This is a genomic window from Sorangium sp. So ce131 (assembly GCF_051519095.1).
In the GTDB taxonomy this organism is placed as follows: Bacteria; Myxococcota_A; Polyangia; order Polyangiales; family Polyangiaceae; genus Sorangium.
In genome coordinates, this window is sequence record NZ_CP150455.1 from 11,841,568 (window position 1) to 11,868,565 (window position 26,998).

19 protein-coding genes are annotated in these 26,998 nt (G+C 72.6%); 7 read left to right on the top strand and 12 right to left on the bottom strand.

The window, feature by feature from the left end; genetic code table 11:
* The first annotated feature begins 64 nt into the window (after positions 1-64).
* Genes WMF43_RS43060 through WMF43_RS43075 form a run of 4 tightly spaced genes read left to right on the top strand, consistent with a single transcriptional unit; the run spans position 65 to position 4,965 of the window.
* Complete coding sequence (locus tag WMF43_RS43060; RefSeq protein WP_437673961.1) at positions 65-1,312, top strand: YcaO-like family protein; 1,248 nt, start codon at positions 65-67, stop codon at positions 1,310-1,312.
* Positions 1,309-2,718: a TfuA-like protein gene (locus tag WMF43_RS43065; RefSeq protein ID WP_437673963.1), complete on the top strand. Its 1,410-nt coding sequence runs from the start codon at positions 1,309-1,311 to the stop codon at positions 2,716-2,718. Before WMF43_RS43060 ends, WMF43_RS43065 begins: the two co-directional genes overlap by 4 nt.
* Positions 2,711-3,658 carry an ABC transporter ATP-binding protein gene (locus WMF43_RS43070; protein WP_437673964.1) on the top strand — a complete coding sequence of 316 codons (948 nt, stop codon included), beginning with the start codon at positions 2,711-2,713 and terminating at the stop codon, positions 3,656-3,658. The genes WMF43_RS43065 and WMF43_RS43070 overlap by 8 nt, the downstream gene beginning before the upstream one ends.
* Positions 3,655-4,965 (top strand): ABC transporter permease, encoded by a 1,311-nt coding sequence (locus WMF43_RS43075; protein ID WP_437673966.1) that lies wholly within the window; start codon positions 3,655-3,657, stop codon positions 4,963-4,965. The genes WMF43_RS43070 and WMF43_RS43075 overlap by 4 nt, the downstream gene beginning before the upstream one ends.
* A gap of 94 nt (positions 4,966-5,059) precedes the next feature.
* On the opposite strand, the gene WMF43_RS43080 is transcribed toward WMF43_RS43075, so the two are convergent.
* The 3 genes from WMF43_RS43080 to WMF43_RS43090 form a co-directional block, all read right to left on the bottom strand.
* A complete protein-coding gene (locus tag WMF43_RS43080) occupies positions 5,060-5,908 on the bottom strand; it encodes a hypothetical protein (RefSeq protein WP_437673968.1) in 849 nt (282 codons plus the stop codon).
* Positions 5,898-7,067 carry an AAA family ATPase gene (locus WMF43_RS43085; protein ID WP_437673970.1) on the bottom strand — a complete coding sequence of 390 codons (1,170 nt, stop codon included), beginning with the start codon at positions 7,065-7,067 and terminating at the stop codon, positions 5,898-5,900. The genes WMF43_RS43080 and WMF43_RS43085 overlap by 11 nt, the downstream gene beginning before the upstream one ends.
* A 114-nt stretch (positions 7,068-7,181) precedes the next feature.
* Complete coding sequence (locus WMF43_RS43090) at positions 7,182-9,476, bottom strand: helicase-related protein (RefSeq protein WP_437673972.1); 2,295 nt, start codon at positions 9,474-9,476, stop codon at positions 7,182-7,184.
* 445 nt (positions 9,477-9,921) lie between these two features.
* Here WMF43_RS43090 and WMF43_RS43095 point away from each other — a divergent pair, with 445 nt between their 5' ends.
* On the top strand, positions 9,922-11,757 hold the full coding sequence (locus WMF43_RS43095; RefSeq protein WP_437673974.1) for a serine/threonine-protein kinase: 1,836 nt from the start codon (positions 9,922-9,924) through the stop codon (positions 11,755-11,757).
* 42 nt (positions 11,758-11,799) lie between these two features.
* Here the strand turns inward: WMF43_RS43095 and WMF43_RS43100 are convergent, their stop codons facing one another.
* The 9 genes from WMF43_RS43100 to WMF43_RS43140 all read right to left on the bottom strand — a co-directional run bounded on the left by WMF43_RS43100 (position 11,800) and on the right by WMF43_RS43140 (position 24,684).
* Positions 11,800-12,900, bottom strand: a complete 1,101-nt coding sequence (locus WMF43_RS43100; RefSeq protein WP_437673975.1) for an aldo/keto reductase — start codon at positions 12,898-12,900, stop codon at positions 11,800-11,802.
* A gap of 133 nt (positions 12,901-13,033) precedes the next feature.
* On the bottom strand, positions 13,034-14,434 hold the full coding sequence (locus WMF43_RS43105; RefSeq protein ID WP_437673976.1) for a DUF1552 domain-containing protein: 1,401 nt from the start codon (positions 14,432-14,434) through the stop codon (positions 13,034-13,036).
* A complete protein-coding gene (locus WMF43_RS43110; RefSeq protein WP_437673978.1) occupies positions 14,431-16,116 on the bottom strand; it encodes a DUF1592 domain-containing protein in 1,686 nt (561 codons plus the stop codon). Before WMF43_RS43110 ends, WMF43_RS43105 begins: the two co-directional genes overlap by 4 nt.
* Before the next feature lie 395 nt (positions 16,117-16,511).
* Positions 16,512-17,375: a BPTI/Kunitz domain-containing protein gene (locus WMF43_RS43115; RefSeq protein WP_437673980.1), complete on the bottom strand. Its 864-nt coding sequence runs from the start codon at positions 17,373-17,375 to the stop codon at positions 16,512-16,514.
* The gene (locus tag WMF43_RS43120; protein WP_437673982.1) at positions 17,372-18,205 is read right to left on the bottom strand and encodes a BPTI/Kunitz domain-containing protein; all 834 of its coding nucleotides are present in this window, start codon (positions 18,203-18,205) and stop codon (positions 17,372-17,374) included. The genes WMF43_RS43115 and WMF43_RS43120 overlap by 4 nt, the downstream gene beginning before the upstream one ends.
* A 289-nt stretch (positions 18,206-18,494) precedes the next feature.
* The gene (locus WMF43_RS43125; RefSeq protein ID WP_437673984.1) at positions 18,495-20,189 is read right to left on the bottom strand and encodes a metallophosphoesterase family protein; all 1,695 of its coding nucleotides are present in this window, start codon (positions 20,187-20,189) and stop codon (positions 18,495-18,497) included.
* A 73-nt stretch (positions 20,190-20,262) separates the two neighbouring features.
* Positions 20,263-21,570: a c-type cytochrome gene (locus tag WMF43_RS43130; RefSeq protein WP_437673985.1), complete on the bottom strand. Its 1,308-nt coding sequence runs from the start codon at positions 21,568-21,570 to the stop codon at positions 20,263-20,265.
* Positions 21,570-22,958, bottom strand: coding sequence for a DUF1501 domain-containing protein (locus tag WMF43_RS43135; RefSeq protein WP_437673987.1), 1,389 nt, complete (start codon positions 22,956-22,958; stop codon positions 21,570-21,572). The genes WMF43_RS43130 and WMF43_RS43135 overlap by 1 nt, the downstream gene beginning before the upstream one ends.
* Before the next feature lie 13 nt (positions 22,959-22,971).
* Positions 22,972-24,684, bottom strand: coding sequence for an AAA family ATPase (locus WMF43_RS43140; RefSeq protein WP_437673988.1), 1,713 nt, complete (start codon positions 24,682-24,684; stop codon positions 22,972-22,974).
* A 519-nt stretch (positions 24,685-25,203) separates the two neighbouring features.
* Here WMF43_RS43140 and WMF43_RS43145 point away from each other — a divergent pair.
* Both WMF43_RS43145 and WMF43_RS43150 read left to right on the top strand, forming a co-directional pair.
* Positions 25,204-26,019 carry a hypothetical protein gene (locus WMF43_RS43145; protein WP_437673990.1) on the top strand — a complete coding sequence of 272 codons (816 nt, stop codon included), beginning with the start codon at positions 25,204-25,206 and terminating at the stop codon, positions 26,017-26,019.
* Between the two features lie 130 nt (positions 26,020-26,149).
* Positions 26,150-26,959, top strand: coding sequence for a class I SAM-dependent methyltransferase (locus WMF43_RS43150; protein WP_437673992.1), 810 nt, complete (start codon positions 26,150-26,152; stop codon positions 26,957-26,959).
* The last annotated feature ends 39 nt before the right edge of the window (positions 26,960-26,998 follow it).

Sequence of the window (26,998 nt, forward strand, 5' to 3'; positions counted from 1 at the left end):
GCGGGGCGGCGACGCGGCGGACATGCCGCGCCGGGGGCCGCGCCGCGGCAGCGAGGATCAAGCCATGACGAACCACATCTTGCCGGGGGTGACCGACCCCGGCCCGAAGGCGTTCCGCGACGGGACGCACCGCTCCGTCGCGCCGGAGCAGACGATCGCGCGGGTCGCGCCGCACCTGCGCGAGATGGGGATCACGCGGGTCGCCAACGTGACGGGGCTCGACGTCATCGGGATCCCCGTGGTGATGGCGTGCCGGCCGAACGCGCGCTCGCTCGCGGTGACGCAGGGCAAGGGGCTCACGCTGGCCGCCGCGAAGGCGTCGGCGCTGATGGAGTCGATCGAGGCGTACCACGCCGAGCGCCTCCTCCGGCCGCTCCTGCTCGCGAGCGCGGCCGAGATGCGCCGGGCGCACCGGGTCGTCGACGTGGACCAGCTCGCGCGGACGCAGCCCTCGGTCGACGAGCACATGCCCTTCCTCTGGATCGAGGGGCACGACCTGCTCCAGGACGAGCCGGTCTGGGTGCCGTTCGAGGCCGTGCACATCGACTCGACGCTGCGCGGCCGCGTGAACGCCGGGGTGTTCTGCTGCTCGACGAACGGCCTCGCGTCGGGCAACCACCTCCTCGAGGCGCTCTGCCACGCGCTCACCGAGGTGGTCGAGCGCGACAGCACGACGCTCTTCGGCCTGCTCTCCGACGAGCGGCGGCGGCGCGCGCGCGTCGACCCGGGCACGGTGGACGACCCCGCGTGCCGAGAGGTGCTGGGCAAGTTCGCGGAGGCCGGCGTCGCCGTCGGGGTGTGGGAGACGACGACGGACGTCGGGATGCCGTCGTACCTCTGCCAGATCGTCGAGCGCGACGACGACCGGATGCGCTCGCTGCACGCGAGCGCGGGCATGGGCTGCCACGCGACGCGGGGCGTGGCGCTCCTGCGCGCCCTGACCGAGGCGGCGCAGACGCGGGTCACGGTGATCGCCGGCGCGCGCGACGACGTGCTCCGGCACGAGTACGACCGCCACCGCGCCCCCGACGCGATCCGCGACGCGCGGCGGACGATCGAGGAGGAGCGGCCGGAGCGCCCGTTCGGCGCGGCCGCCGAGCACCGCGGCGAGACGTTCGAGGACGACGCGCGCTGGATGCTGCGCCGCCTCCAGCGCGCCGGCGTCGAGCGCGTCGTGGCGCTCGATCTGACCGACGACCGCTTCGGGATCCCGGTCGTGAAGGTCGTCGTCCCCGGCCTCGAGGGGATCCACTCGTTCCCTGGATACGTGCACGGGGCGCGGGCGCGCGCCTCGATGGAGCAGCCGTCATGAGCCTCATCGTCTTCACCGGTCCGACGCTCTCGCCCGACGAGGCGCGGGAGATCTCGGGCGCCGTGGTCCTCCCGCCGGTCTCGCAGGGGGACGTGATCCGCGCCGCGGCCCAGCGGCCGACCGCGATCGGCATCATCGACGGGTACTTCGAGCGGATCCCGGCCGTCTGGCACAAGGAGATCCTCTGGGCGATGTCCGAGGGCATCCACGTCTTCGGCAGCGCCAGCATGGGCGCGCTGCGCGCCGCCGAGCTCGCCGACTTCGGGATGGAGGGCGTCGGCTGGATCTTCGAGGCGTTCCGGAGCGGCGCGATCGAGGACGACGACGAGGTCGCCGTGGCCCACGGCCCGGCCGAGGACGGCTACCGGGCCTGCTCCGAGGCGATGGTGAACATCCGCCGCACGCTGGACGCGGCCGTCGAGGAGGCGGTGCTCGACGCGGAGACGGCCGGCGCGCTGGTCCACATCGCGAAGGCCCTGCCCTACTTCGATCGGTGTTACCCGAGGGTGCTCGAGCTCGCCCGCGAGCAGGATCTCCCGGAGGCCGCGCTGCGCGCGCTGCGCGCGTGGCTGCCGCGCGGGAAGATCAACCAGAAGCGCCTCGACGCGCTCGCGATGCTGCGCGCGATGCGGCCCTTCGCCGCGCCGGACGCCCCGGAGAAGCGCGTCGACTACCACTTCGAGCGGACGGAGTGGTGGGAGCGCGCGGCCGCGAGCGCCGCGGCGGCCCGGGCGCCCTCGCCCGCCGCGCGGGCGGCGCGCGCGCCCGTCGAGGAGCAGGTCGACTTCGACGCGCTCCTCGAGGAGGTCCGCCTCGACGTGGGCCTGTATGCCCGCACCTTCGAGGGCGCGCTGCTCCGCGCGCTCGCCGTGAACGAGGCGAGCCGCGGCGGGCAGAAGGTCGGGGCCGAGGCGCTCGAGCGCGCGGCCGAGGCGTTCCGCCGGGAGCGCGGGCTGCTCCAGCCGGCCCAGCTCACCGCGTGGCGCGAGGAGCACCACCTGAGCCGCGAGGCGTTCACCCGGCTGATGGCGAGCGAGGCGACGCGCGACGGCGTGGCGCGCGCCCTGGCCGAGCCGGTCGAGCAGCGCATGGCCGACGAGCTGCGCGTGCGCGGCGAGTACCGCGCCGTCGTCGAGCGGGCGGCGCGCAAGGCGGCCGCGCTGAAGCGGAGCGGCCGGGAGAACCCGGCGCTCGGCGACTTCGGGATCACCGAGCACGATCTGTTCGCGTGGTATTTCTACGAGCGGTGCGGCGCGAGGCGCGTCGACGTGGACGAGCACATGCGGCGCGTGGGGTTCCGCGACGGCGACTCGTTCCGGCGCGCGCTCCTCCGCGAGTACGCGTTCGAGCGGCTCTCGCTGAGCGAGGCGGACGGCGCCGCCGCGCAGGGGGACGCCCGTGGATGAGCCGGTCGTGTTCCGCCGCGTGTCGAAGTCGTTCGGGCAGGCCCGCGGGGTCGAGGACGTGTCGTTCGCGCTGAGGCGCGGCGCGATCACCGCCCTGCTCGGCAGGAACGGCGCCGGGAAGACGACGACGCTGCGCCTGCTCACGGGGATGTTCGTGCCCGACGAGGGCGAGATCGCGCTCTTCGGGCGGCGGTCCCACGGCGTGTCCGCCCGCCCGGACATCGGGTACCTGCCGGAGGAGCGCGGCCTGTACCCGGCGATGCGCGTGCTCGATCAGCTGCTCTTCTTCGCGGACGCGCGCGGGATGCGCCGGGCCGCGGCGAAGGCGGCCGCGCTGCGCTGGCTCGATCGGCTCGAGCTCATGCAGTACGCCGGCGCGCGCCTCGACGCGCTGTCGAAGGGCAACCAGCAGAAGGTGCAGCTGATCACGGCGGTGCTGCACGATCCCGCGCTGGTGATCCTGGACGAGCCGCTCTCGGGGCTGGATCCGCTGGGCGTGGTCCTCGTCCGGGACATCGTCCGCGAGCTCCGGGCCGAGGGGCGGACGGTCGTGCTCTCGACGCACGCGACGGCGTTCGCCGAGCAGGTGGCCGACGACGTGGTGGTCATCGATCGCGGCCGCGTCGCCCTCGCGGGGCCGCTCGCGGCGCTGCAGCGGAGCGGCGGCGGCAGCCGGGTGAGCCTCTCGTTCGAGGGCGACGGGGCGGCGCTGTCGCGGCTGCCGGGCGTGCGGCGCCGGGAGGTCGACGGGGGGCGCGCGGAGCTCGAGCTCGAGGCCGGCGCGGATCCCCAGGCCGTGCTCGCGGCGCTCGTCCGCGCGGGGGTCCCCGTGTCGGCCTTCGCGGTGACCCGGGCCTCCCTCGAGAGCATCTTCATCGCGCGCGTCGGGGGAGAGCGCCGCGCGCAAAGGGCACACGCCGCCGCGGAGCATGCGTCATGAAGGCCTTCGCCATCTTCAAGCGAGAGTACCTGGAGGCGGCGCGCGGCCGGAGCTTCGCGCTGATCACCCTGCTCACGCCGCTGTTCGTCTGCGCCTTGCTGGCGCTCCCGCGCCTCGTGGCCGGCGCGTCGTCGGTCGCGCGCGTCGTGGTCGTCGACGGGACGGGCCGGCTCGGGCCGGCGCTCGACGACGAGATCGCCCGGGCGCGCCGGCTCGGGTCGGCGCGCGGCGCGGCGCCGGGGTTCTCGCCCCCCGCGCCGCGCCTCGAGATCGAGCGCGCCCCGGCGGCGCCGGATTTCGCGGCGGCGCTCGCGCGGGAGGTCGGCGCGCTCGCCGGGGGCGCGCGCGGGGCGGGCGCGCCCGCGGCGGTGCTGGCGCTGTCGCCGCGGGCCGGCGGCGAGGACCCCGAGGCGCGGCTCTACGTGCGGCGCGCGCCGGAGGCGGCGGTGACGGGCGCGATCGAGGAGGTGGTGGGCCGCGCGGTCGCGCGCCAGCGCGTCGGCGACCGGCTGGGCGCGGAGGGCGACGCGGCGGCCGGCGCGCTGCTGCGCGACGCGCAGGTCGAGACGGTGCGCGTGCGGCCCGCGGGGGGCGGGGGCGCGGAGCGGGACGTCGACGCGGTGCTCTGCTTTGCCGTGCTGCTCGCGGTGCTCGTCCCGATGGCGAACCACGGCGGCGAGGTGATGCGCAGCATCGTCCGCGAGAAGAACGAGCGGATCACCGAGGTGCTCATGTCCGTGGTGAGCCCGCTCGACCTCCTGGTCGGCAAGATCGCCGCGTTCGCGGCGCTCGGCCTCACGCAGGTCGCGGCGTGGGGGGTCATGTCCTGGGCCGTGACGCGGGTGCTGCCGGCGACCGAGGCCGCGCCGGCGGCGGGTCTGCCGGCGGGGGGCCTGGCGTACGCGGCGCTGTTCTTCCTGCTGGGGTACGCGATGTGCGTGTGCGTGTACGCCATGGCCGGCGTCGTCGCGCGGGACGTGCGCGAGGCGCAGCAGCTCGCGAGCCCGATGATGGTCGCGGTGATGATGCCGCTCGCGTTCGTGGTGCCGATCCACGCGAGCCCGGACGCGGGGATCGTGGTGGCGCTCTCGATGTTTCCTCCGACCGTCCCGACGGCGATGCTCGTGCGCGTGCTCGTGTCGGATCCGCCGGCGTGGCAGATCGCGGTCGCGATCGGGGCCACGCTCGCGGCGACGGCGGGGCTCTACGTGATGGCGGCGAAGCTCTTTCGGGTGGGGATCTGGTCGCGCGGAGCGCGGCCGAGCCTCAGGACCCTGGGCGCGTGGCTGAGGAGCGCGCGGGTATGAGCAGGCGGTGGGGGTGAGCGCGACCGCTCCGCAGCGGCGGCTGGGCCTGCGTCAGGCTCACGCGGAGCACCGCCCCGGCACGCGCGTGCCGAGATCAGCCACGGAGGGGCGGTGGACCGGGGATGAACAGCGGGACGAAGAGGGTCCGCAGCTGGCCGAGGAAATCACAGAGGCCACACAGCGCTCCACGCCGCTCCAGGAGCGCGAGGTCCTCGAGCGTGCGCTCGCACAGGGTGGGCAGCTCGCTCATCGCCGGGGGACGGGACTCATGCTCACCGACCAGGAGCACGCGAAGAACACGCTTCGCATCCGCAGGGCTGTCGTTGGGGCGCGCGGTCAACCGGTGAGGCTCCTCCGTCGGGTCGAACTTGAGCGCAGCGAGCAACTCCCTCAGCCGGCGGCGCTCCGCGTCACCCTGCGGCACAAAGCCCGCGACGAACCACGCCTCCGCGTCCTGATCCGGCATCGCAGCGATAATCCGGAGAGGATGAGGGAACTCCTCGCTCATGAAGGCGATCGCCTGCTTCAGACCGTCGAGGCGTTGCGGGTAGCCATCCGTGTCGCACACGACGATCACGGCGCTGGGCGGTGGCTCCTTCGAGCCGAACAGCACGAACAACCTTCGCCACAGCGAGGCCTCAGGCTGAAGCGGCCTCCCGTGCATGTGGCCGTTGAGGCGAACGGGGCGTCCTCCGATCTGCGGCATCCGGCCGAGCTCGTCGATGTCCTTGGAGGCCCGGCTCAGCGGGTAGTACGGCTCGGCCCCGGCGGCGCCCTCCAGCCCGCAGTAATGGCGGAGGTGGCGTAGCTGCGCCTCGTCGATCCACGTCGCGCCTCTCCGTCCGGCCTCGTCGAGCAGGACACGGTCGGCGAGGAACGTCGCGAGCGCGTGGTGCGCCGCATCTTCACAAGCCACCGCGATCCACAGGCCGTCAGCGCTCATCCGCGGCCCCCTCCAGCAGCCACTCCTCGCCCACCGATGCCCAGAACTCCCCGGTCCGCAGCATGTTGCGCCATCGATCCGCTTGCGGGTGCTCGTTCAGCGCGCGACACCGCGCGTGCCCCTCCCGGTCGAGCGCCATGACGCGGACCTCGTCGAGCTCGACATGATCGAGCAGGTAGGGCGAGTGGCTCGTACAGACCACCTGCACGTCAGACCGGGCGTCCAGGATGGATCGAATGCAGCGGACGAGCTCCGCCTGCGCCTCGGCGTGAAGGGCGCCGTCGATGTCGTCCATCAGGACCAGACGAGGACACTTGGGCAGACGGAGCACCGTCAGCAGCCCGAGCGCGAGCACCGTGCCTTCGCTGAGCAGATCGGCAGGGATGAGCCGACCGCCGCCCATATCGAGCGCGAACCGGACCCCAGGCACCTGCTCCTCGACAGGACGATTGACCACCTGATCGCCGATGACGATACGCTCTCGCGAGCGACGCGTGACCGGCACCGGGAGCGTGCGAACGCCGCGAACCTGAGGGACGACCTTCGCCAGATCCTCCGTGATGGCATCCAGGGTCTCGGGCTCGGCGCCCGCGAGGTAGCTCAATACGGAGGGGAGCCGCTCTCCATCGTGCTCGAGGCGAGGCTCCGAAGACGCCGCGACGGATGCGTGAGCCATCCGCTCCGCGTCGAGGTGCAGGTAAACCGTGGAAGCAAAGCGGCGGACGAGCGGCGCGTCGAGGAATTTGGTCGCTTCGCGGGCGTCGTCGGTCGGCAGCTCGATCGACCCGCTCGATGCCTCGTCCACCCCCGCCACGGTGACCGCGAACTGGCAGGGTGCATCCTCGTCTGCCGGCAGCCGCGCCTCGATCGTGAGCGTGGCGCCGTTCGTGTCGGACAACGCAAGGCGCATCGGACCACGCGCTCGCGCCGTGACGAGCCGCGTGGGACTACGGGACCCGCTGAAGAGCATGCCCAGCCTGACGCTGGCATTCTTCTCCTCGTCTTTTCGTCGCAAGCCGACCTGACTCGCGTAGTGCATCCCCTGCAGGACGCTGGTCTTCCCCGACCCGTTCTTTCCGACGATCACGGTGAACCGGGAGAGCGGAACCTCGACCGCCGCCAGCGCTTTGAAATTCTGGAACGACGCCTTGCGGATCATGGCGAACCATACGTTGGCTTCACACGGAGCCGCAAGGAACGGCGCGGGCTGCGATCGCCGCGTCGAGGCACGCCGCGCGCTCGAGCACGCCGTCGAGCGGGCACCCTCGCCCGTCTACCCCATCAGCACCGCCGCCACCCCTGGAGCCTCCCGCGCCGGGCACCCCATCCAGCTCGAGAGCCTCTCCGCCCGCTCGCCGCTCGCGAGCGCCTTGTGAACCCTCTCCGCAACATCCGCCCGGATCGCCCTCGTCCCGAACACCGGGTACCCGATCGCCGCGTAAGCCCGCGGATCCACCCCCCTCGCGACCGCCACCGACACCGCGCCCGGCGCCGGACACGCCGGCAGGCGCGCCGGCTCGAACCACGCCGCGCACAGCGCGAGCCGCCGCTCGATCGCGCGCCGCCGGAGCAGGTGCGCGACGTAGATCACCCGCTCCCCCACCTCGATGCCCCGCGCGCTCAAGAGCGCCCGATCCTCCGCCGCGAGCTCCGCGATCTGCTCCTCCGCGTCGCGCGCCGCCGCCGTCCCGAGCCCCTGCTCCAGCTGGTAGGCGATCCCCCGCGCCGCCGCCGGCAACGCGCGCACCTCGGGCGACCGCAACACGCCGAGCAGCTCCTCCACGAGATCGCGCGCGAACGCCACGAGCCGCCGGAGGACACGCGACCTCGCCCCCGGACCGAGATCCTCGAGCGGGGCGAGCCGCACGTCGGGCAAGAGCAGCGTCGGGCCGCGCGCGAGCTGCCCGAGCAGCACGTCGCCGTCGTAAATCCTCCCGGCCACGTCGATCGAGAAGCGCTCGTGCGGTGCCCCCACGATCGACTCCACCCAGCGGGCCCGATCGTCCTCCGGCGCCGGCGGCAGCGGCGCCGACGGCAAGAGCGCCCTCAGCGCCGCAATACGCGCGAACGGGTGCCCCGCCGCCACCTCGGCCGGCTCGCTCCCAGGCTCCGCCCGCCTCGGCGACCGCGGCGTCGCCCGCGCGCCCCGCGACGGGCCGCCCCGCTCGACGAAGCGCTGCACCAGGCGCTCGTGCAGCGCGTCGCTCAGGCGATCCTCGATCGCCCGCGTACGCTCCTGCCACGTCCCCGCGTCGCGCACCCAGCGCGCGTGGTTCGAGATGTACGTCCACGTCCGGATCGACGCGATCCGCGAGATCAACGTGTCGACGTCGCCGCCCACGTCGTCGATCTCGGCCACCCGGGCGGCCATCCAGCCCTCGTCGAGCACCTCCGCCGGGCCCGAGAGCTGCCCGTACACCTCGGCGAGCAGCGCGACGTGCGACTCGAACAGGAGCTTGCGGAAATCGGGGATGCGGCAGACCTCCCAGAGCAGCCCCACCGCCTCCGGGCCCCGCGCCCGCGCGCGGATCGCCGGATCCTCGGCGAGGCGCGCCAGGGCGGCCGTGTCCTCGGCGTCGTCGACGAGCTTCAGGGAGCGGAGGCGCGGGCGCTCCCGGAGCGACGCGAGCAGCGCGTCGATCGAGCTCCGATCGAGCTCACTGCTCCGCCACAGCAGCCGCCGCACGGCGGGGAAGCGGTGCATCTCGATCGCGGCCGCCACGCCGTCGGGGAGCGACAGCGGGGCCACGGTGCCGAAGGTGCCGTCGGCGAGGTGCCTGCCCGCGCGGCCGGCGATCTGCGCGAGCTCGGCGGGATCCAGGTCGCGCACCTCGCGGCCGTCGAACTTGCGCAGCGCCGCGAACGCCACGTGGCGCACGTCGAGGTTGAGCCCCATGCCGATCGCGTCGGTCGCGACGAGGTAGTCGACCTCGCCCGACTGGAAGAGCGCGACCTGCGCGTTGCGCGTGCGCGGCGAGAGCGCCCCGAGCACGACCGCGGCGCCCCCGCGCTGCGCGCGCAGCCGCTCGGCGATCTCGTAGACCTGCGGCGTGGAGAACGCGACCACGGCGCTGCGCGGCGGCAGGCGCGCGAGCTTGCCGGCGCCGGCGCTCGAGAGCCGCGACAGGCGCGGGTGCTGCACGATCTTCGCGGTCGGCACGAGCTCCGACATGAGCGGCCGCATCGTGTCGGCGCCGAGGAACCAGGTCTCGCGCCGCCCGCGCGCGAGCAGCAGCCGCTCGGTGAACACGTGGCCGCGCTGGTCGTGCGCGGCGAGCTGGATCTCGTCGATCGCGAGGAAGTCGACCGCGAGGTCGATCGGCATCGCCTCGACGGTGCACACCCAGTAGTCCGGCCGCCGCGGGACGCGCTTCTCCTCGCCGGTCACGAGCGCGACGCGCGCCTCGCCGACCCGGGTGGTCACGCGGTCGTAGACCTCGCGCGCGAGCAGCCGCAGCGGCAGGCCGATCATGCCCGAGTCGTGCGAGAGCATGCGCTCGATCGCGCGGTGGGTCTTGCCGGTGTTCGTCGGCCCCAGGACGGCGGTGATCGGAGAGGCGTCGACCATGCCGCGGGCAAGCTTAGTACCGGATCCCGCAAAGACTCCCGCCACAGCGGCGAAGCGCCGGCCCCGGCCTTCCGGCTGGACGGGCTCTTCCGCGCAGCGCGTGCGCCCCGGCGGCGAACGCGGCGCGGGAATAGGGGGAGGAGGAGATGCCACAGCGGGCCGCACGCGGGCCGATCCCGCCGCTGCTCCGCGCGGGCTCCGGCGCTCCCCGCGGAGGTCCCGCCGGCTGCTCCGCGCGGGCTCCGGCGCTCCTCCGAGCCGGTCCCGCCGCTGCGCCGCGCCCCGTTCCGCCGCCTCCTTGCGCCGTGCCATCGTCGCGTCACCGGGCCCGTGGCATGATGCCGGCGGATGCGTCTCGATGTGAGCACCGCGACAGAGGCCACCGCCTCTGCTAGACCACCGGGGCCTGAACCCAGGGATGCTGGAGCGCGGAGGGCTCGCGAGCATGCTGTCGCTTGAGGCCGGGACCGTCGTCGCTGGCAGGTATCGTCTGGAGCGGCCCCTGGCGAGCGGCGCGATGGGCTTCCTCTGGGTGGCCCGGCACCTCCAGCTCGAGGTCGAGGTCGCGATCAAGTTCATGATGCCGCAGCACGCGAGCTCCCAGATGGCGCGCGCGCGGTTCGAGCGGGAGGCGAAGGCCTCGGCCCAGCTCCGGATGCCCCACGTGGTCCAGGTCTACGACTACGGGCTCGAGGGCGACACGCCGTACCTCGCGATGGAGCTCCTCGACGGCGAGGATCTCGCGGCCCGCCTGCGGCGGCGCGGCCGCCTCTCGCCGGAGGAGACGCTGCGCGTCGTGGACCAGGTGTGCAAGGCGCTCCGCCGCGCGCACGAGGTGGGGCTCATCCACCGCGACCTCAAGCCCGCGAACATCTTCATCGCGTGCCAGGGCGAGGAGATCGTCAAGATCCTCGACTTCGGGGTCGCCAAGGCGACCGTCACGGCGCTGTCCGCCGACGCGACCAAGACGGGCACGCTCATCGGCTCGCCGCACTACATGAGCCCCGAGCAGGTGCGCCGGAGCAAGACCATCGATCCGCGCAGCGATCTCTGGTCGCTCGGCGTGATCGTGTTCCAGTGCCTCACGGGCCAGCTGCCCTTCCCCGGCGAGGAGCTCGGCGACGTGCTCGTCGAGATCTGCACGGGCGAGATCCCGGTCGCGTCGCGCCTCGCGCCGGATCTCTCGCCCGAGCTGGATCGCTTCCTGGAGCGCGCGCTCCGGCGCGATCCGGCGGAGCGGTTCCAGAGCGCGGGCGAGCTCGCCGAGGCGTTCGCCGCGGCGGTGAAGCGCGCGACCATGCCGTCCATCCCCGGCGCGATGGCCGCGGGCGGCACCGTGCTCGCCGGCCTGCCGGTCGCGGGCGGCACCGTGATCGCCGACCTGCCGGCCGCGGGCGGCACTCCCGCCATCCTCGGCAATCCCGCGGGCATCGGCGCGCCCGCGGCCGCGGGCGTACCGGCAGCGACGGGCACGCCCCTCGGCACCGGGACGATCGCTGCCGCCGGCACGCTGCCCCCGAGCAGCGACAACGCGAGCCCCCTGGGCAGCGCGGCGGCTGCCAGCAGCGCAACGGGCGCGGGCGCCGCAATGGGCGCGGGCGCCGCAATGGGCGCGGGCGCCGCAATGGGCGCGGGCAGCGCAATGGGCGCAGGCAGCGCAATGGGCGCGGGCGCCGCGATGGCCGCAGGCGGCACGCCGGGCGCTGGCGCCGCAGTGGGCGCAGGCGGCACGCTGGCCGCCACCGGGACGTTGCCTCCTCCGAGCGGAAGGTTGCCCTTCGGCAGCGGCGCCCAGCCTTCGAGCGGCACCCTGGAGGCCGTCGGAAGCGCCCTCTCCTCCCCTCACCCGGACCGCGGCACCAACCCGAGGGCGCTGCTCGCCGTGCTCGCCAGCATCGTCACGGTGGGCGCGGTCGCCGCCGCCGCCGTCTTCCTGCTCCGCTCGCCCACGCCGGACACGCCCGCCGCACCGGCGGCGGAGCCTGCCGCGCTCCCCGCAGAGCCTGCTGCGCTCCCTTCACCAGAACCTGCGGCGCCCGGCTCGCCGCCCCCTGACGCCCTGGAGCCCGACCCGACGTCGTCGAGCGCCAGCGCACCTCCTGAGCCGGCTGCGCCCTCCCCTCCGGGCAGCGCGCCCGCAGCCTCGGCGGCGCCTGCTCCACAGCCCACGAGCAGCCCTGGCCGAGCGACCGCGAGGCCGGCGCCGCCGCCAAGGCGACCCGCCCCCGCTGCGCCTCCCCGCAAGGGCGGCGCCGAGAGGGATCCCACCTTCGGGTTCTGAACGGAGCGCCGGCCGATGCGGCGGATCGCGCCGCGCCCGCGCTCAGGCCTTGGCGCTCGTGAGCCAGTGAGGGTTCTTGGTCGTGCCGTCGAAGCGCTCGGTGGTCTTGAACTGCTCGTACTTGCCTTTCGCGCCGAGCTCGGCGGTGCGCGAGAGGATCGCCGAGACGCGCTCGCTGCTGAGCGGCTGGAACGTGTAGGCCGCCTTGAGCGCCTGCTTGAGCGTGCCCATGCTGTCGCAGCCGGTGATCACCACCGACGTCTGCAAGCTCATCGGGTAATGCAGGCAGTCCATCGGCGTCACCGCGCCCGTCTTGATGATCTCCCCGCCGCCGAAGGGCTTCATGCCGAGCACCCCGATGCCCTGCCGCGTCAGCTCGGGCAGGACCAGCTTCTCGAAGCTGCGGTAATGGGGATCCATGACGTTGAGCGGCATCTGCACGGTGTCGAACGTGAACCCCTGCTGCTCGGCCATCTTCAGCGTGGCGAGGTGGATGTCCGGATCCTTGTGGCCGGTGAACCCGATGAACCGGATCTTGCCGGCCTTCTTCGCGGCCACGAGCGCCTCCATCGCGCCCCCGGGCCCGAAGATCTGCGCGGGCTCGTTCATCCGGATGATCTCGTGCATCTGCACGAGGTCGATCACGTCGGTGCGCAGCCGGCGGAGCGACTGCTCGAGCTGCGCCTCGGCGACCGCGCGGGTGCGGCCGTCGAGCTTCGTCATCAAGAAGGCCTTTTGCCGATACCCATCCTCCAGGGCCTTGCCCATCCGGACCTCGCTCTCGCCGTCGTGGTAATCCCAGCAGTTGTCGAGGAACGTGATCCCGTGATCGAGGGCGAAGCGGACGATCCGCGTGCTCTCCTGCTCGTCCTTGGGCACCGCCATGTGGAAGCCGCCGAGACCGACGAGGCTCACGTTGATCCCGGTCCTCCCGAGAGGCCTCGTGGGCATCACGCCGCCGGCCGGCAGCGCGATGTCGTCCTGCCCGGGCGCCTCGGGCGGAGGCCCCTTCGGCGGCTCCTGAGCGCCCCCGCTCGGCGGTGAGGCGCTTTGCCCCACCTGCTCGTTCCGCGCACACGCGCCGAGCGCGAGGCCTGCTCCCACCGTATGAAGGAATGTCCGCCGAGAAGGTCGGTTCGTCATGAGGGCCGTTCTCCTGAGGACGAAGCCGAAGCAGAGGATGTGCCACGCGACGCAGCGCGGCGCCGCGGCTCGCTGCGGAGGTGGCGCGGCGGCGGGCGCCGCATCCGCAGCGCCCGCGCAGGCCCTCGGCGGATCAGGCCTTGAGGTCGTCGAACTCGCCTGGCTGGCCGAACGAGCCGAAGTTCTCGACCGGGCCCCCGCCGTCCGCCGTGCAGCCGACCGCGTTCGCGAGCGTCGTCAGCAGCTTGTTGTGGGGAGCGTCCTTGTCGTTCACCGTGTCCGTCTCCCGCGTCACCTTGATGTACTGCCCCGTCTTCAGGTAACCGCCGCAGCTCCCCGCGATGAGATAGGGCAGATCGCGGAAGTCGTGCCACTTGCCGTTGGAGAGCTCGTTCATGAACACGACCGCGCTGTTGTCGAGAACGCTGCGGCCGCCCTCGTCGTAGCTGGCGAGCCGATCGAGGAGATAGACGTACTCGTTGACGAACCACCGGTCGATGTCGAAGAGCATCTGCTCGTAACCGGCCACCTCGCTCCCGGAGTCGTCGTCCTCGGTGTTGCCGTGGGAGAGCTTGTGGTGGTTGTACATGTGGGACATCCCATCCCACGTGAAGATGGGCCCGAATGCGCCCGAGCCCCATTGCAGCGTGGCCGCCCGCGTCGCGCCGGTCGCGATCGCCAGCGCGAGGATGTCCATCTGCATCCGGCCGATCTTCTTGAACTCGGCGTCGTACGACACCGTGTCCGGGTTGATGCCCTCGATCTCGGCCACGCGCTCCGGCGGGAGGACGATGCCCGCGTTGTCCATCTCCACCTCGAGGTCGCGCACCCGCTGGAAGTGCATGTCGAGCTTGTCGCGGTCGGACTTGCTGAGCCGCTTCGCGAGCAGGAGCTCGTACTCGGGCCCCACGAGGTCGAGCACGCTCTGGCGCCGCTTGGTGAGCCGCTCGAGCGCCTCCGTGTCGAGGCCGGTCACGCCGACCAGGGCCTGGTACGCGCGCCACGGGTTGTTCTCGCCGGTGACGGGCCGCTCGCTGGCGCTGTACGAGATGTGCCCGCGCACGTTGGGCACCTTCGCGCCGACCATGAGCGTCAGCGCGGGCTTGCCCTGCGGGTTCAGCTGGTTCGCGATGAACTGGTCGAGCGAGATCCCCGCGGGATACTGGCTGCCCTGGACGAGCGGCTGCGCCGTGAGCTTGCAGCCCATCCCCTTCGCGTGATCGTCGCCCGCGGTCTCGTCCCAGCCGAAGCCGCGCGGCACCATGTGGATGCCCCGCGGGATCAGCAGCTTGTCCTTGTACCCCGCGAGCGGCGCGATCGCGCGGTCCTGCGCGAACGACGCGTCCGTCAGCGCGCCGTACCGCGTCGCCGGGAAGAACCGGGCCATGTTCACGCCGTTGCACATGAAGAAGGCGATGAACCGCCGCGGCGCGTCCGCCGGACCGGCCTTGGCGTCGCGCGCCCGCAGCGACTCGAGGAAGGGCAGACCGAGCATCACCCCGCCCGCGCCCCGCAAGAACGTTCTGCGATTCATTGCTCCACCTCTTCCACGGCTCGATACCTGAACGTCTTCGTCTGCGTGAGCGCGACGAGCAGCTCTTTGATGGTGTACCCGGCCCCGGAGAGCTTCGCGTCGAGCTCTTCGAGGGTGCACGTGTCCTCGGGCGAGAGCTGCCGGGCGTTGCCGTAGCGGTACCAGTTCGACAGGTAACACCGCTCCGCGACGGGGCTCTCCGCGAGCTGCGCGATGAGGTCCAGCGCGCCGTCGAAGCGCAGCTCCTCGTCCCCGACGCGCAGCGCCCCGGCCGCGTCGATCACCTCGCCGTGCTCATCGGCGCGGTACCGCCCGACCGGGTCGAAGTGCTCGAACGCGAAGCCCGGGGGGTTGATCACGCCGTGGCACGTAGTGCACGTGTCCGGGGACGTGAGCGCCTCCACCTGATCGCGCGTCGTCTTGATCTCGCCCTGCCGGGGCGGCAGCTCTGTATTGATGTTCGGCGGCGGATCCGGGATCGTCGCGCAGAGGATCTGGCGCTGGATGAACACCCCGCGGTGGATCGGCGAGGTCTGGTCCGGGAACGCGTTCGCGCTCAGGAAACCGGCCTGCGTGAGCAGCCCTGCCCGGGTGGCCGGGTCGAGCGGCGTCTCCACGAGGTCGCTCGTGAAGTCGCCCTCGACGCCGTAGATCGGCGCGAGCTTGTCGTTCACGAAGCCGACGGGCTCGGTCATCAGCGCCGCGTAGTCGCCCTCCATCTCGAGGATGACGTGCCGGATGAACTGCTGCGTCTCGGCCTTCATCGCCGACCACACGGCGGCGTCGAAGCCCGGGTAGACCGAGGGATCCTTCGTGAGGTCCTCGTAGCGGCTCATCTGGAGCCACTGGCCGTGGAAGTCGTCGATGACACGCGCCGCCTTCGGGTCGTCGAGCATGCGCCGCGCCTCGGCCTCGACGCCCTCGGCGGTCGCCAGGGCGCCGCTCTCCGCCCGCGCGAGCAGCGCGTCGTCGGGCTGGCTGTTCCAGAGCAGGAACGAGAGCCGGGTCGCGACCTCGTAGCCGTCGAGCGGGATGATCTCCCCGTCGAGCTCCTCGCTGAGCTCGATGCGGTAGAGGAAGAACGGCGACTGGAGCATGCCCTCGATCACGTGCCGGACGCCCTGCTCGAACGGCGTGCCCGCCCCGTACAGGCCGTTGCCGCGGCGGAACGCGGCGACGTACGCCTCCTCCTGCGCCGCGGAGAGCGGCCTCCGGTAGACACGCTTGCCGAGCTCCCGGATGAGCTGCCGCGCGCACGCCTCGCCGTCGCCCTCCGGGGCGCAGGGCAGGATGTTGCCGAGCACGGCCTGATCCACGACGGCGTCGGCCGCGATGGTCTCCGCGGCGCTCCGGTAAGCGCCGGCGAGGAGGTCGTCGACGAGGAGCGCCTTCGCGTTGTTGTTGAACCCCTCGAAGGCCGGATCCTCGAGGAAGGCCGCCGAGGCCTTCATGTCCTTGTCGAAGAGGTCGCGGATCGCGTTGTCGTATTGGGCGTGTGTGAGCCGCGTGAGGCGCGGGGTCGGGCCGGGCGCGGCGGCGCCGGGCGCGCACTGGACCTGGGCGCCGGGGTCGTCGACGGGATCCGGCCCATCCGAATCCGAACGTCCTGTACTTCCCGAGCACGCGGCCGCGCCGGCGAGCGCGAGGGCCACGAGCAGGATCCTCGGGGTGCTTCGAATCACGGGCAGCTCCCTTCGCGAAGAGGTCAATCAAGAAAGAAGAGACAAGCGCTTCCTGGAGCAGGATACGGACGGAGCGAGCCCACCGTCAACGCGCGGCCTCCGCAGAGGCGCTGTTTTCCCGCCATGGACTTCGTCGGCGGCGCCGCTCCGCGCCCCGGTGACGCGCTGCGGCTGTGGCGGCGCCCAATGGACGTTCCGGGATGCCCTTTATCCACCTTGCCGCACTTCCCGCGCAGGCGAAACCGGGAGCGCGCGCACGGCGATTGACGCTGCAGCGCTCGGCGCGCCGGCGTCCGACCGCGGCGGACACCGGGCCCTCCGTCCGACAGAAGAAGTTAAACAAGCTAAGAACGATCGGAGGGCGGCCGGAGTGGGCGCGCCGCGCGGTCAAGATGTCACGGCGCGGCGCCCGCCTGCGGCTGGCACCGGCCCGCCGAGCACACCGCCCGCATCCCTTCGGGGTACTGGGGCGCGCAGGCAGGGCACGCGCCGAAGTCAGGGCTGCAGACCAGCGCCTCGAGGTCCACGCTCCGGTTGAGGGCGGCGATGCCTCGCCCGTCGCACCCCTCGCAGCAGCCGACGCCGTCGCGCAGGCGGCAATCGGCGTCCTCGGAGCATTCCGTCAGCGGCGACGTGCGCACGTCGAGGACCACGCAGCGCCCGCGCTCGCACGTCGCGGTGAAGTACTGGGCCGTGCGCTCGGCCTCGACGATCTCCGGGCAAGCCTCGCAGACGGCGTCCGAGTGCCCGATGGCGTCGTCGTATTGCTGTTTCATGGCCCGGTTGACCGCCGCGAACGATCGGGCCTCCACCGGATCGCAGGGGGAGCAGGTGTCCGTCGCCGCGAGCACGCAGTCGCTCGGCGCCTCGCAGGCATCCATGTCGGGGCTGCCGCCGTGGCAGGCCTCCTGGCATGCCTCGAGAGATTCGAAGTTGTTCGCGTTGCCCTCGCAGCCGCCATAGATGAACGGCATGCAGACGCCGGTGCTCGGGTCGTGCCAGTACCTCGGGAACGCCGCCTCGCAGGGCCCGACCACCTGCGGCAACGTGCACCGGGCCGGCAGCGCTCCGCCGCCTCCCGAGCCGCCGCCTCCCGCGCCGCTGCCTCCCGCGCCGCCGCCCGGGTCGCCGCCTGCGGAGCCGCCGTCGTTCACCGTCACGTAACAGCCCGCCGCGAGCGACAGCGCGGCGAGCAGGCCCAGGCCGGAGGCGGCGCGCCGGAGCACGCCGGCACGAGAGGTCGCGCTGGCGATCGTCACGGCGCCCCCCCGATCTGCGGCTGACACCGGCCCGCCGAGCACACCGCCCGCATCCCCTCGGGGTAATGGGGCGCGCAGGGAGGACAGGCGCCGAGGTCGGGGCTGCAGACGAGGCCCTCGATGTCGGCGCTCCGGTTGAGGGCCACGATCCCCCGCGCGTCGCACCCCTCGCAGCAGTCGACGCCGTCGCGCAGCGCGCAGTCCGCGTCGTCGGCGCACTCCGTCAGCGCCGACCTGCGCACGTCGACGACCGTGCAGCGGCCGCTCTCGCACGTGGCAGCGAAGTACTGAGAGGTCCGGTCGGACTCGTTCACCTCCGGACACGGCGCACACGCCACGACACCCCCGCAGCCGGTCTCTGTCCGATAGGCATCCAGCAACCCTCGATTGACCGCGCTGAAGCCCTCGTCGACCGGGTCGCAGGCCGCGCAGCAGGTCCGCGAGACAAGGACACAATCCCCCGGCGCCTCGCAGCGATCCAGGCCGGCAGGCGAGGTGGGACAGGCGGCCTGACATTCCTCGATGGTCTCGAAGCGGTTCTTGTTGCCGTCACAGCCGCCGTAGATGAACGGCCGGCACACGCCCGTCTCCGCGTCGTGGTAATACATCGGGAAATACGCGTCGCAGATGCCGGGGTCCGCCGGCAGCGTGCACCGACCGCCGGGCGTCACCACCCCACCTCCGCCGCCGGCCCCGCCCGCCCCGCCCACGCCGCCTTCGCCCCCGGTGCCCGGGAACGCCCCGCCCCCGCCGCCTTCGCCCCCGGTGCCCGGGAGCGACCCGCCGCCGCCCGGATCCCCTCCTCCCGAGCCTCCGTTGTTCACCGTCACACGACAGCCCGCCGCGACCAGGAGCGACGCAAACAAACCGAGACATCGAGAGAGCCGCTTGGACATTCCGTGAAGAATTGCAACCGGCATGCCCCGGGCGTACCAGGCAGCCAACCCTGTGAATCAAAAGGGAAACAATGCAGCAATCGACCTTTCTGTGCCAGAATGTGCGGCACACAATGGCCATGGCCGATCGGCTGCCTCGAGCGGCCGGGCGCGTTTCGACCGGGGGAGTTATCCCACCTTGCGCCGCCCGGTCAGGGCCGCTGGCCGGAGGGGCGAGCGCGCGTCACGCGGGGACGCCGAGCGGCGGGAGCTGCTCGCGGAAGAACGCGTTGTACTTGGGGTCGTTGTACCGCTCGTACTCGATCACGAACGGCGTGAGCTGGCTGATGCCCGCCTTGTGGTGGATGGTGAGGGCCATCGGCGTGACGTCGCGGTAGTTGCTGGTCGGCGGCAGGTCGTCGTTCGTCCTCCCGCCCGCGGAGAACAGGGTGAGCAGCCGGCAGTCGGGGTCGTCGTAGACGACGCGGAAGCCCTCGAGGATGCGCTCGTGGCCGCGGATCAGCGTGGTGCAGCCGAGCTTCTGCATGAAGCTCCGGAACTGCCGCTTGCCGAACGGGAACCGCGCGGTCGCCGCCTGGAGCTCGGGCGGGATGGCGTCGACCTCGCTCGGATCGCTCCAGAGCATCTGGAACCGCAGCTCGGGGTCGTTCAGGGACGAGATCGTCCTCCACTTCGCGGCCGTCGTCTCGTCGCGCGGGATGCCCGCGTGGACGAAGAGGATGCGGTCGAAGACCAGCATGTTCGGGAGCGCCTCGAACAGGCGCATGTACGCGGCGAACACCTCGTTCGGGGCGATCGCCGCGAGCGAGCTCATCGCCTCGGAGGGCCGCACCGGCGCGAGCACGCGGCCGTTGAGCTCGACGTAGTACTCGTGGTTGCCGCGCAGCACGTACACGCTGTCCGGCGCGGCGAGGAAGAGCTGCATCACCGTGCGCAGGACGCCGTTGTAGCTGAACCTGCCGCGATCGATGTAGTCGCCCAGGAACACCAGCATCATCCGCGGGTTGTGCGCGGGGTCGTCGCGGTAGGCCTGCAGCTTGGCGAAGAAGTCCGCCTGCATGAGCGCCGCCTTGAGGCACGAGTAACAGCCGTGCAGGTCGCCGACGACCAGGATCTCGTAGTCCTGCCCGGGGTCCGGCGCGGCGACGTAGACGTGGCCGTCGAGGAACGGCGCCTGCCCGGCGAAGCCCGTGAAATCGAGCGCGGCGTCGAGCCGCCCGGCGCCGCGCGCGCGCTGCTCCTCGAGCTTCTCCTCGAACCGCCGCATCAGGTCGAGATCGACCTTGGCCTGCTCCGCGAACGTGGCCGGATCGCTCGCGTAGTCCCACTCGAACGCCTTGAAGAAGGGGTGATCGATCTCGCGCGCCTTCTTGCGCGTGGCCGGATCGATCACCACCGCGCCCTGCTCGAGCGTCTCGATCTCCACGTCGTCGAGCTCGACCGGGGCCGAGGACAGGAGCGCGAAGAGGTCGTCGCGGAACCGCTGCTCGTTCGGGTGGACGACGCCGTCGGCGTACATGAGCCCGTCGACCGTCGCGAGCAGCGCCTCGCGGCTCTCGTCGTCGAAGCCGTCGAGCAGCTCGAAGCAGCGGAGCTTGATCCTCGCGAGCACGAAGGTCTTCGGGTCCTCGCCCTCGGCGACGCTCTCGGTGAAGAGGCCCTGGATCTGGTGGTCGATCTCGGAGAAGACCTCGTGGAAGTGGTTGATCCACCGCGCGATCACGTCCTGGTTGGCCGGGGCGTCGTCGCCGAGCGCCTCGCGCGCCCGCTGCTCGACGAGCTCCCGGATGTAGCCGCGGATGAAGGTCTTCTCGGTCTCGTCGAGGTCGCCGTCGATGTACCCGAACCCGGTGAGGTAGTAGATGATGGCGTGCATCTGCTGCTCAGCGATGCGTGGATCCGGGCTGAACGACATCATCAGGCAGCGCTCCTCTCGCGGTGGTCGCCCAGGGTAGCGCAAGACGCGCGCGCCGCGACGGCGGCCGCGCGCATCACGGCCGCGTCCGGACGCCCGCGCGTTCGCTCTCGACGAACGCGCGGATCCGGGCGCGGTCGGCCTCGGACAGCGGGTGTCCCGGCGGCGGCATGGTGCGCTCGTCGATGACGCGGCGCCCGATGGCGTCGCGGAGCGCCGTCCAGGCCGCGCGCGTCGAGAGGTCGACGCCGCCCTCGCCGCGCGGCCCGTGGCAGCGCGCGCACGCCCGGGCGAACACGGGCTCGAGGTCGTCCCACGCGGGCGCGCCGCCGGCGACGGCGCGGCGCGCGGCGTCGACGCCGGCGCCGCCCGCGGCGTCGGCGCCCTGCGCCGCGGCGAAGCGCCGGAGGGCGCCCGCGGCGAGCAGCCAGACGTCGCCGCTCGGCGAGCCGATCAGCCGGCCGTCGCGCGGCAGGCGCGCGCCGCGGGTCGCGCGCGCGCCGTCCTCGTCGAGCGCGCCGAGCTCGCCGCCGTCGGCGAACCACACCCGCTCCCCGGAGACGGCGAGCCCGTGGAGCGCGGCGCTCGCGCGGAGCCGGACGTGCAGCACGCCGGCGCCGTCCGCCTCGTAGAGCGCCGCCGGCGTCGCCGCGAGCAGCGCGCCCGCGCCCGTCACGGCGAGCAGCGGCGCGGCGCCGCCTGGGCCGGAAGGGCCGGCGGCGTCAGCGTGCAGCGAATAGCGCCGCACCACGCGCGTGGCCGCGTCGAGCGTGTGCAGGCCGTCGGCGACGAAGGCCACGCGCCCGCCGCCCGCCGCGAACGCCGCGAGCGGCCCCGTGGCGTACCGCGTCACCACGGCGCCGTCGGCCACCGCGATCTCGCCGTCCAGCGCGAAGGCCGCGCCGCCGCCGCCGAGGTCGCGCGCGGCGCGCAACGCGGCGCGCTCGAGGCCGTAGCGGTCGGAGACGGGCTCGAACGACCCCTGGCCGCGCAGCCGGAGCAGCTGCCCCTGGCTGTCGACGCCGACGATCCACGTGCCGGATCCGTCGGGCGCCGGGAGCGTCGCGGCGTCCACCCAGCGGCGGGGCGCGCGGTCCACCCTGGCGAGCGCGCCGTTCACGAAGATCGCCGCGGCGCCGTCGTGGAACAGCACTACGCGGTCCCCGGCGTCGGCGACCGCGCGGACCGGCCCGAGCTCGGCGCCCGCCGCCGGCCACGCGACGGGGCGCACGGCGAGCTGCCCGAGCGGCGCCGCGGCCTCGGCGGCGCAGCCGGCGGGCGCCAGCGCGAGCGCGGCGAGGCCGCCGGCGGGCGCCAGCGCGGCGAGCCAGCGCGCGGGCGTGAGCGCGAGCGCGGCGAGGCACGCCGCCCTGCGCAGGCGCATCAGGGGCTCCGGAGCAGCTCCGGCACGACCTCGCCGTCGCGCAGGTGGTCGCGCGGGGGGATGCCGAAGGCGAACAGGAAGGTGGCGAGCAGATCCGGCGGGGCGATCGGCCGCGGCCCGCCCTGGAACACCTTGGCCTGGGCCGGCAGGAGCTGCTCTGGGTCGGTCTTGCCGAAGACGAGGTTCCCGCGGAAGCGGGGCGAGATCACCAGGGCGGAGTTGTTGGGGTAATGGTCGCGGCCCATCGTGGTGTTGATCTGGGGCGTGCGGCAGAAGTCGCTGGTCACGAGGATGTGGGTGTGATCCGAGAGCTTCTTGCCCGCCCTGGTCGGGTGCGGCGCCTTGTCGAGCGAGCCGAGCAGCGCCGCGATGAGGTCGAAGAGGTCCTGCAGGGTGGCCGCGTGCAGACGGTGGTTGCTCGTGTGCGTGTCGAACCCGCTGCTCGAGAAGCTCACGCAGCGGACGACGTTCCGCTGCATCGCCTCCAGCGCGAACGCCGCGTTGACGGCGGGCGCCACGCCGAAGCGCGCCCGGTAGTTGAACTCCGGGTGCGCGCGGACGAGCTGGCCCCTGGAGAACACCTCCTGGAGCCCCGACTTGAGCATCTTGTTCAGGCCTTCGGCCTGGAGCGCGAAGCCGTTCAGGGCCTCGGTGTAGCTGGAGCGCCCGGCGAGCGTCCGCGCCTCCTCGGAGAGCAGCGCGGTGACGGCGGCGCGATCCTCGGGGGTGTCGTAGTGCGGCGAGCGGTAGAGCGAGCGGCTGATCGAGCCGATCTCGCCGACCATGAGCGGGGCGGCGCGGCGATCGAGGCGGTCGCCGACGACGGCCGAGGGGAACTGGACGGAGACGATGGGGAAGGTCTGGCCCGCGCCGAGCTCGCTCGCGCAGATCGCGTCGACGCTGGAGGACACGGCGCGCCCGCCGCTGAGGTGCCGCCCCGTGGTCGAGAAGGCCGCGCCGTCCGGGTGGCTCACGGTGTTCATCGCGAGCCCGTTGACGACGCAGAGCCGGTCGTAGAGGTCCGCGAGGCGGCCGATCCCGGGGCCGAACGCGATGTTCGACCCCTGCGGCCGCACGAGCGCGAAGGTCTTCGTGTCGCCGCTCGCGGGCGCGTCCACCCAGAGGCGGAGCCCGGCGGTGTCGGTGTTGTCGGTCGTCGCCGGGGCGACGAGCCCCGTGCGCTCGTTCCGCGGGTCGGCCCACAGCGTGACGTCCCAGCCGCCGGCCGCGTGGATGAAGACGAAGAAGTCGTCCTCCGCCTTGCCGCCCGCGGCGAGCGCCCGCGCCGGCAGGCCGAGGGCGCCCGAGAGGGCCGCGCCCGCCGCGGCCTTGAGCAGGGCGCGGCGCGGGAGGGCGTCGGGGGAAGAGCAGGGGTCGTGGCGGCGCATCGCGGGTCGCTCCTCAGGGCTCCGGGTCAAGCGTTGCACCTGGCGCCGCGCGCGCCCGCACTACTTTGCCGTCGAACGCCACGGCCAGCGCGTGCACCGGCGCCGCCCCGGCGGCGCGCAGCTCGACGGCGTAGCCGCGGGACGTGATCTGCGAGAGCCCCTCCTCGAGGGCCTCCTCAAGAGTCCGCTGTCCCGCCACCTTCAGCTCGAGGACCACCCCCGGCCTTCCCGGTCGAAGCGGCAGGATCAGCACGTCCGCGCGCCCCAGCCCTGACTCCCGGTTCGACCGCACGAGGTGCGATGGGGCGAGCGCCGAGAGCAGGCCCACCAGGAAGGCCTGGTAGACCCGCTCCGGCGTCGGCCCACCGAGATCGTGGTACGAGAGCATCTCGGTCACAAATGCTTGGAGCTCCCTGGCGAAGCCGCCGGCGTCCCCGGACAGCAGGCTCGCGATCAGCCGATCCAGACTCCCGCCCTGCCGTCGCAGCCGCGCGTCCAGCCAGCGCGAGAACGTCGCGGTATACACCTGCCGCACCTCCCGGTTGGGAATCGAGAGCAGGTACGGCGGCTCCTCGTCCTCGGGCCAACCCGGCGCCTCCTCGGCCTTGAGGTAGCCGGAGAACACGAGGAGCGACCAGAGCGCTGCGGGCCGCTCGCGCAGCTCCCAGAGCACGATGTTCTCATCGAGCCGCTGCTCGATCGCACCGCCCGAGAGCAGCGTCTCCATCTGTTGCTGCACGGCGAAGGCGTGGAGCTCGAGGAGCTCATGGATCAGCTCGTTCGTGCTCGTCGACACCCAGTACGGCCTGGCGCGGCGGTCCTCGCTGGCCAGATAGCTGACGACCGACCACGGGTTGTAGACGACCTCGCCCCCGAAGACGTACCCGTTGTACCAGGACCGCACCGTCGCGAGATCCGCGCGCCGCCCCGCTTGATCCAGCAGGGCCTCGACCTCCGGCTCGGTGAACCCGAAGGCCGTCCGGAATTCGCGGCGGAGCAGGCTGTAGACCGCGAGGTGATTCAGCCCGGAGAAGATGCTCTCCCGCGCGATGCGGAGCGTGCCCGTCAGGACGGCGCGCTGGAGGTGCGGATTGTCCTTGAGCCCGGCGCCCAGGAATCCCCGGGTGAAGTCCAGGACCTCGCGGAGATAGCCGCCGACGTAACCGGCGTGGAGGGGCTGATCGTACTCGTCGACGAGGATGATCACCCGCTCGCCGTGCCGGCGGCGCAGGTAGCTCGACAGGTCCAGGAGCGACCGCTCGTAGAGCGCGAGCTCGGCCGAGCCGTCGAGGATCGCCTGGTAATCTCGCATCTCCCACGCGCTCAGGGAGCCGCTCTCGAGCAGCTCGCTGTGCTCAAGGAAGAGCGCCTGGATCTTTCGGCGGATCCCGTCCAGCGCCTGCTCCCAAGAAGGAGCTTTGATCTCCTTGAATGTCAGATCGATGACCGGGTAGCGCTGAAAATGGGAGCGGTAGCTCTCGCCGGCCTTCCAGACGCGAAGCCCTTCGAATAGGCCGGAGAGGTCTTCTGCCTGCCGCTCGAAGAAGCAGCGCAGCATCGAGAGGTTGAGCGTCTTGCCATAACGCCGCGGCCGCGGCAGCAAGACCACCTGGGCGCCGGGTCGATCGAGGAGCTCACAGACGAGCGCGGTCTTGTCGACGTAGGCAAGGCCGAGCTCGCGGAGCTGACGGAAGTTGGAGATGCCGAGGGGGAGGGGCAGGCTCATGACGAGCGGCGCAGCGCCTCCGAAGAACCTACCCCCTGCCGTCCGGCGGCCGCAAGCTGACGCACACGCAAAACTGGCGGCGTAGGGCCGCAGGGAGCTCGTGCCGACGGCCGGTCGCTTCCGGGGCGCCCAAGGCGGCGCGCCGTCTGCGCCGCTCGCCAGGCGGGCGGAGCGGCGCCTCACCAGGTGCTCGTGCTCCTCAAGGGCGGGCGCCATCGCCGCCGCGGCCGTCCGCGCAGTCGATCAGCGTGAAGGAGCTGCCGGCGTGGCAGCCGCCGAAGCTGGTCATCCGGAGCCCGGTGAGCGACTCCACGGACCGGACCAGCGCCTGGGTGTCGCTGCCGCCGGGCGCCGCCGGCCATGCGTAGCCCGCGTCGAGCCACTCCGCCGGACTACGAGCCGGAGCTGAGCACGGTGCCGGTCCGGTGCTTGACGGGCTTGCCCGGAACGGATTTCATGTGGACGATGCCGCCGCGCGGGCGGCTGCACCTGGCCTATCGACGCATCGGAATGGAGTGAATGAAGCGAATCCACCTGTTCGAGCTGGAAGACTTCAGCTGGTTTCCAGACTGGCTGCGGGCCTGCATGACTCGCCTGATCCTGGTCATGCACAAGGCGCTGGGCACGAGCGGCGAGGTGGCGGAGCTCGTCGCCCGGGCGCTGAAGGAGTCGGGCGCGTCCAGCATCATCGACCTGTGCTCCGGGAGCGGGGGACCGATGCTCGACGTCCTCGAGACCCTGAACAAGAAGCCTGGCCTCGACGGCCTCAAGCTGACGCTCACGGATCTGTATCCCAACCTGGACGCGGCGAGGCGGATCAACGGCCAGGAAGGAAGCAACGTCTCGTACTGGACCGACCCGGTGGACGCCACGAGGATGGGCGGCGAGACGCCGGGCCTCAGGACGATGATCGGGAGCTTTCATCACATGAGGCCGGCCGACGCCAGGAAGATCCTGGAGTCGGCCGAGAAGAGCGGACAGCCCATCTGCATCTTCGAGATCAGCGACAACGCCCCTCCCGTCTTCCTCTGGTGGCTCGCGCTTCCGATCAACTTCGTGATGTGCCTGTTCATCACGCCCCTCGTGCGGCCCCTGACCTGGCGTCAGCTCGTCTTCACCTACCTCGTCCCGATCATCCCGCTGTGCTTCGCATGGGACGGAGCCGCCTCGAACGCGAGGACCTACACGCTCGGCGACCTGGATGAGCTGCTGGAAGGCCTCGGGCGCGACGGCTACCGGTGGGAGAAGGGATCGGTGGGCGGCAAGTTCAAGAAGCTCTACCTGCTCGGCATCCCGGCCCGAGGCGCCGGCGCCGGCGCCCCGGCTCCCGCCTGACACGGCGTCCCAGCGTGGGATCGCGCCGCCGACGGAGGACCGGGCTACCCGGCGCGCTCCCCGGGCGGCTCGGGCGGGCAGCTCCGCGTGCGCCTGGCTCGGCTCGGCGCCGGTGTGATAGCACCTTCGCATGACGCAGAATGCGAGCCCGCTCTCCATCCCTGTCGCGTGGGACAAGGTCGTCGACGATTACACGGCGGAGCTCGTCCCGTTCTTCGAGAGGTTCGCGGCCGAGGCGCTCCGGCTCGCGGGCGTGGGCGCGGGCGCCCGTGTGCTCGACGTGGCCGCCGGCCCCGGCACGTTGTCCCTGCTGGCCGCGAGGGAGGCGCGCGTGAGCGCCGTCGATTTCGCCCCGGCGATGGTCGAGCGGCTGCGCGAGCGCGCCGCGCGCGCGGGGCTCGCGGTCGACGCCCGCGTCGGCGACGGCATGGCGCTGCCCTTCGAGGACGGCTCGTTCGACGCCGCCTTCTCGATGTTCGGGCTGATCTTCTTCCCCGATCGCGGCCGCGGCTTCCGCGAGCTCTTCCGGATGCTGCGCCCCGGCGGCCGCGCCGTCGTCGGGAGCTGGGTGCCGATGGAGCGCATGCCGGTCCTCGCCGAGCTCTCCTCGTTCCTGCGCGCCGAGCTGCCCGACCTGCCCTTCGGCGACGGCAAGGCGCCGCTCGGCGACGCCGGCGAGTTCCGCGCCGAGATGGAGGCGGCGGGCTTCCGGGACGTGTCCGTGCGAGAGGTCGAGCTCGCCCAGGAGTCGCCGTCGACCGAGGAGCTCTGGCGCTCGATGTGCCGCAGCAACGCGGTGATCGTGCTGCTGCGGGGGAAGCTCGGCGAGGAGCGCTGGGGGGAGCTCGGCGCGGCGATCCTCGACAGGCTGCGGACGCGCTTCGGCGATGGGCCGCAGCGCATGTCGATGATCGCGAACCTGGGCGTCGGCGCGCGGTAGCCCTGGCCGTACGAGGCGCGACCGGGGCCGGGCGGCCGC

Coding starts and splice junctions, on each gene's coding strand:
- WMF43_RS43060 (WP_437673961.1), top strand. CDS start 65: ATGACGAACCACATCTTGCCGGGGGTGACCGACCCCGGCCCGAAGGCG.
- WMF43_RS43065 (WP_437673963.1), top strand. CDS start 1,309: ATGAGCCTCATCGTCTTCACCGGTCCGACGCTCTCGCCCGACGAGGCG.
- WMF43_RS43075 (WP_437673966.1), top strand. CDS start 3,655: ATGAAGGCCTTCGCCATCTTCAAGCGAGAGTACCTGGAGGCGGCGCGC.
- WMF43_RS43080 (WP_437673968.1), bottom strand. CDS start 5,908: ATGAGCGCTGACGGCCTGTGGATCGCGGTGGCTTGTGAAGATGCGGCG.
- WMF43_RS43085 (WP_437673970.1), bottom strand. CDS start 7,067: ATGATCCGCAAGGCGTCGTTCCAGAATTTCAAAGCGCTGGCGGCGGTC.
- WMF43_RS43090 (WP_437673972.1), bottom strand. CDS start 9,476: ATGGTCGACGCCTCTCCGATCACCGCCGTCCTGGGGCCGACGAACACC.
- WMF43_RS43095 (WP_437673974.1), top strand. CDS start 9,922: ATGCTGTCGCTTGAGGCCGGGACCGTCGTCGCTGGCAGGTATCGTCTG.
- WMF43_RS43100 (WP_437673975.1), bottom strand. CDS start 12,900: ATGACGAACCGACCTTCTCGGCGGACATTCCTTCATACGGTGGGAGCA.
- WMF43_RS43105 (WP_437673976.1), bottom strand. CDS start 14,434: ATGAATCGCAGAACGTTCTTGCGGGGCGCGGGCGGGGTGATGCTCGGT.
- WMF43_RS43125 (WP_437673984.1), bottom strand. CDS start 20,189: ATGATGTCGTTCAGCCCGGATCCACGCATCGCTGAGCAGCAGATGCAC.
- WMF43_RS43130 (WP_437673985.1), bottom strand. CDS start 21,570: ATGCGCCTGCGCAGGGCGGCGTGCCTCGCCGCGCTCGCGCTCACGCCC.
- WMF43_RS43135 (WP_437673987.1), bottom strand. CDS start 22,958: ATGCGCCGCCACGACCCCTGCTCTTCCCCCGACGCCCTCCCGCGCCGC.
- WMF43_RS43140 (WP_437673988.1), bottom strand. CDS start 24,684: ATGAGCCTGCCCCTCCCCCTCGGCATCTCCAACTTCCGTCAGCTCCGC.
- WMF43_RS43145 (WP_437673990.1), top strand. CDS start 25,204: ATGAAGCGAATCCACCTGTTCGAGCTGGAAGACTTCAGCTGGTTTCCA.
- WMF43_RS43150 (WP_437673992.1), top strand. CDS start 26,150: ATGACGCAGAATGCGAGCCCGCTCTCCATCCCTGTCGCGTGGGACAAG.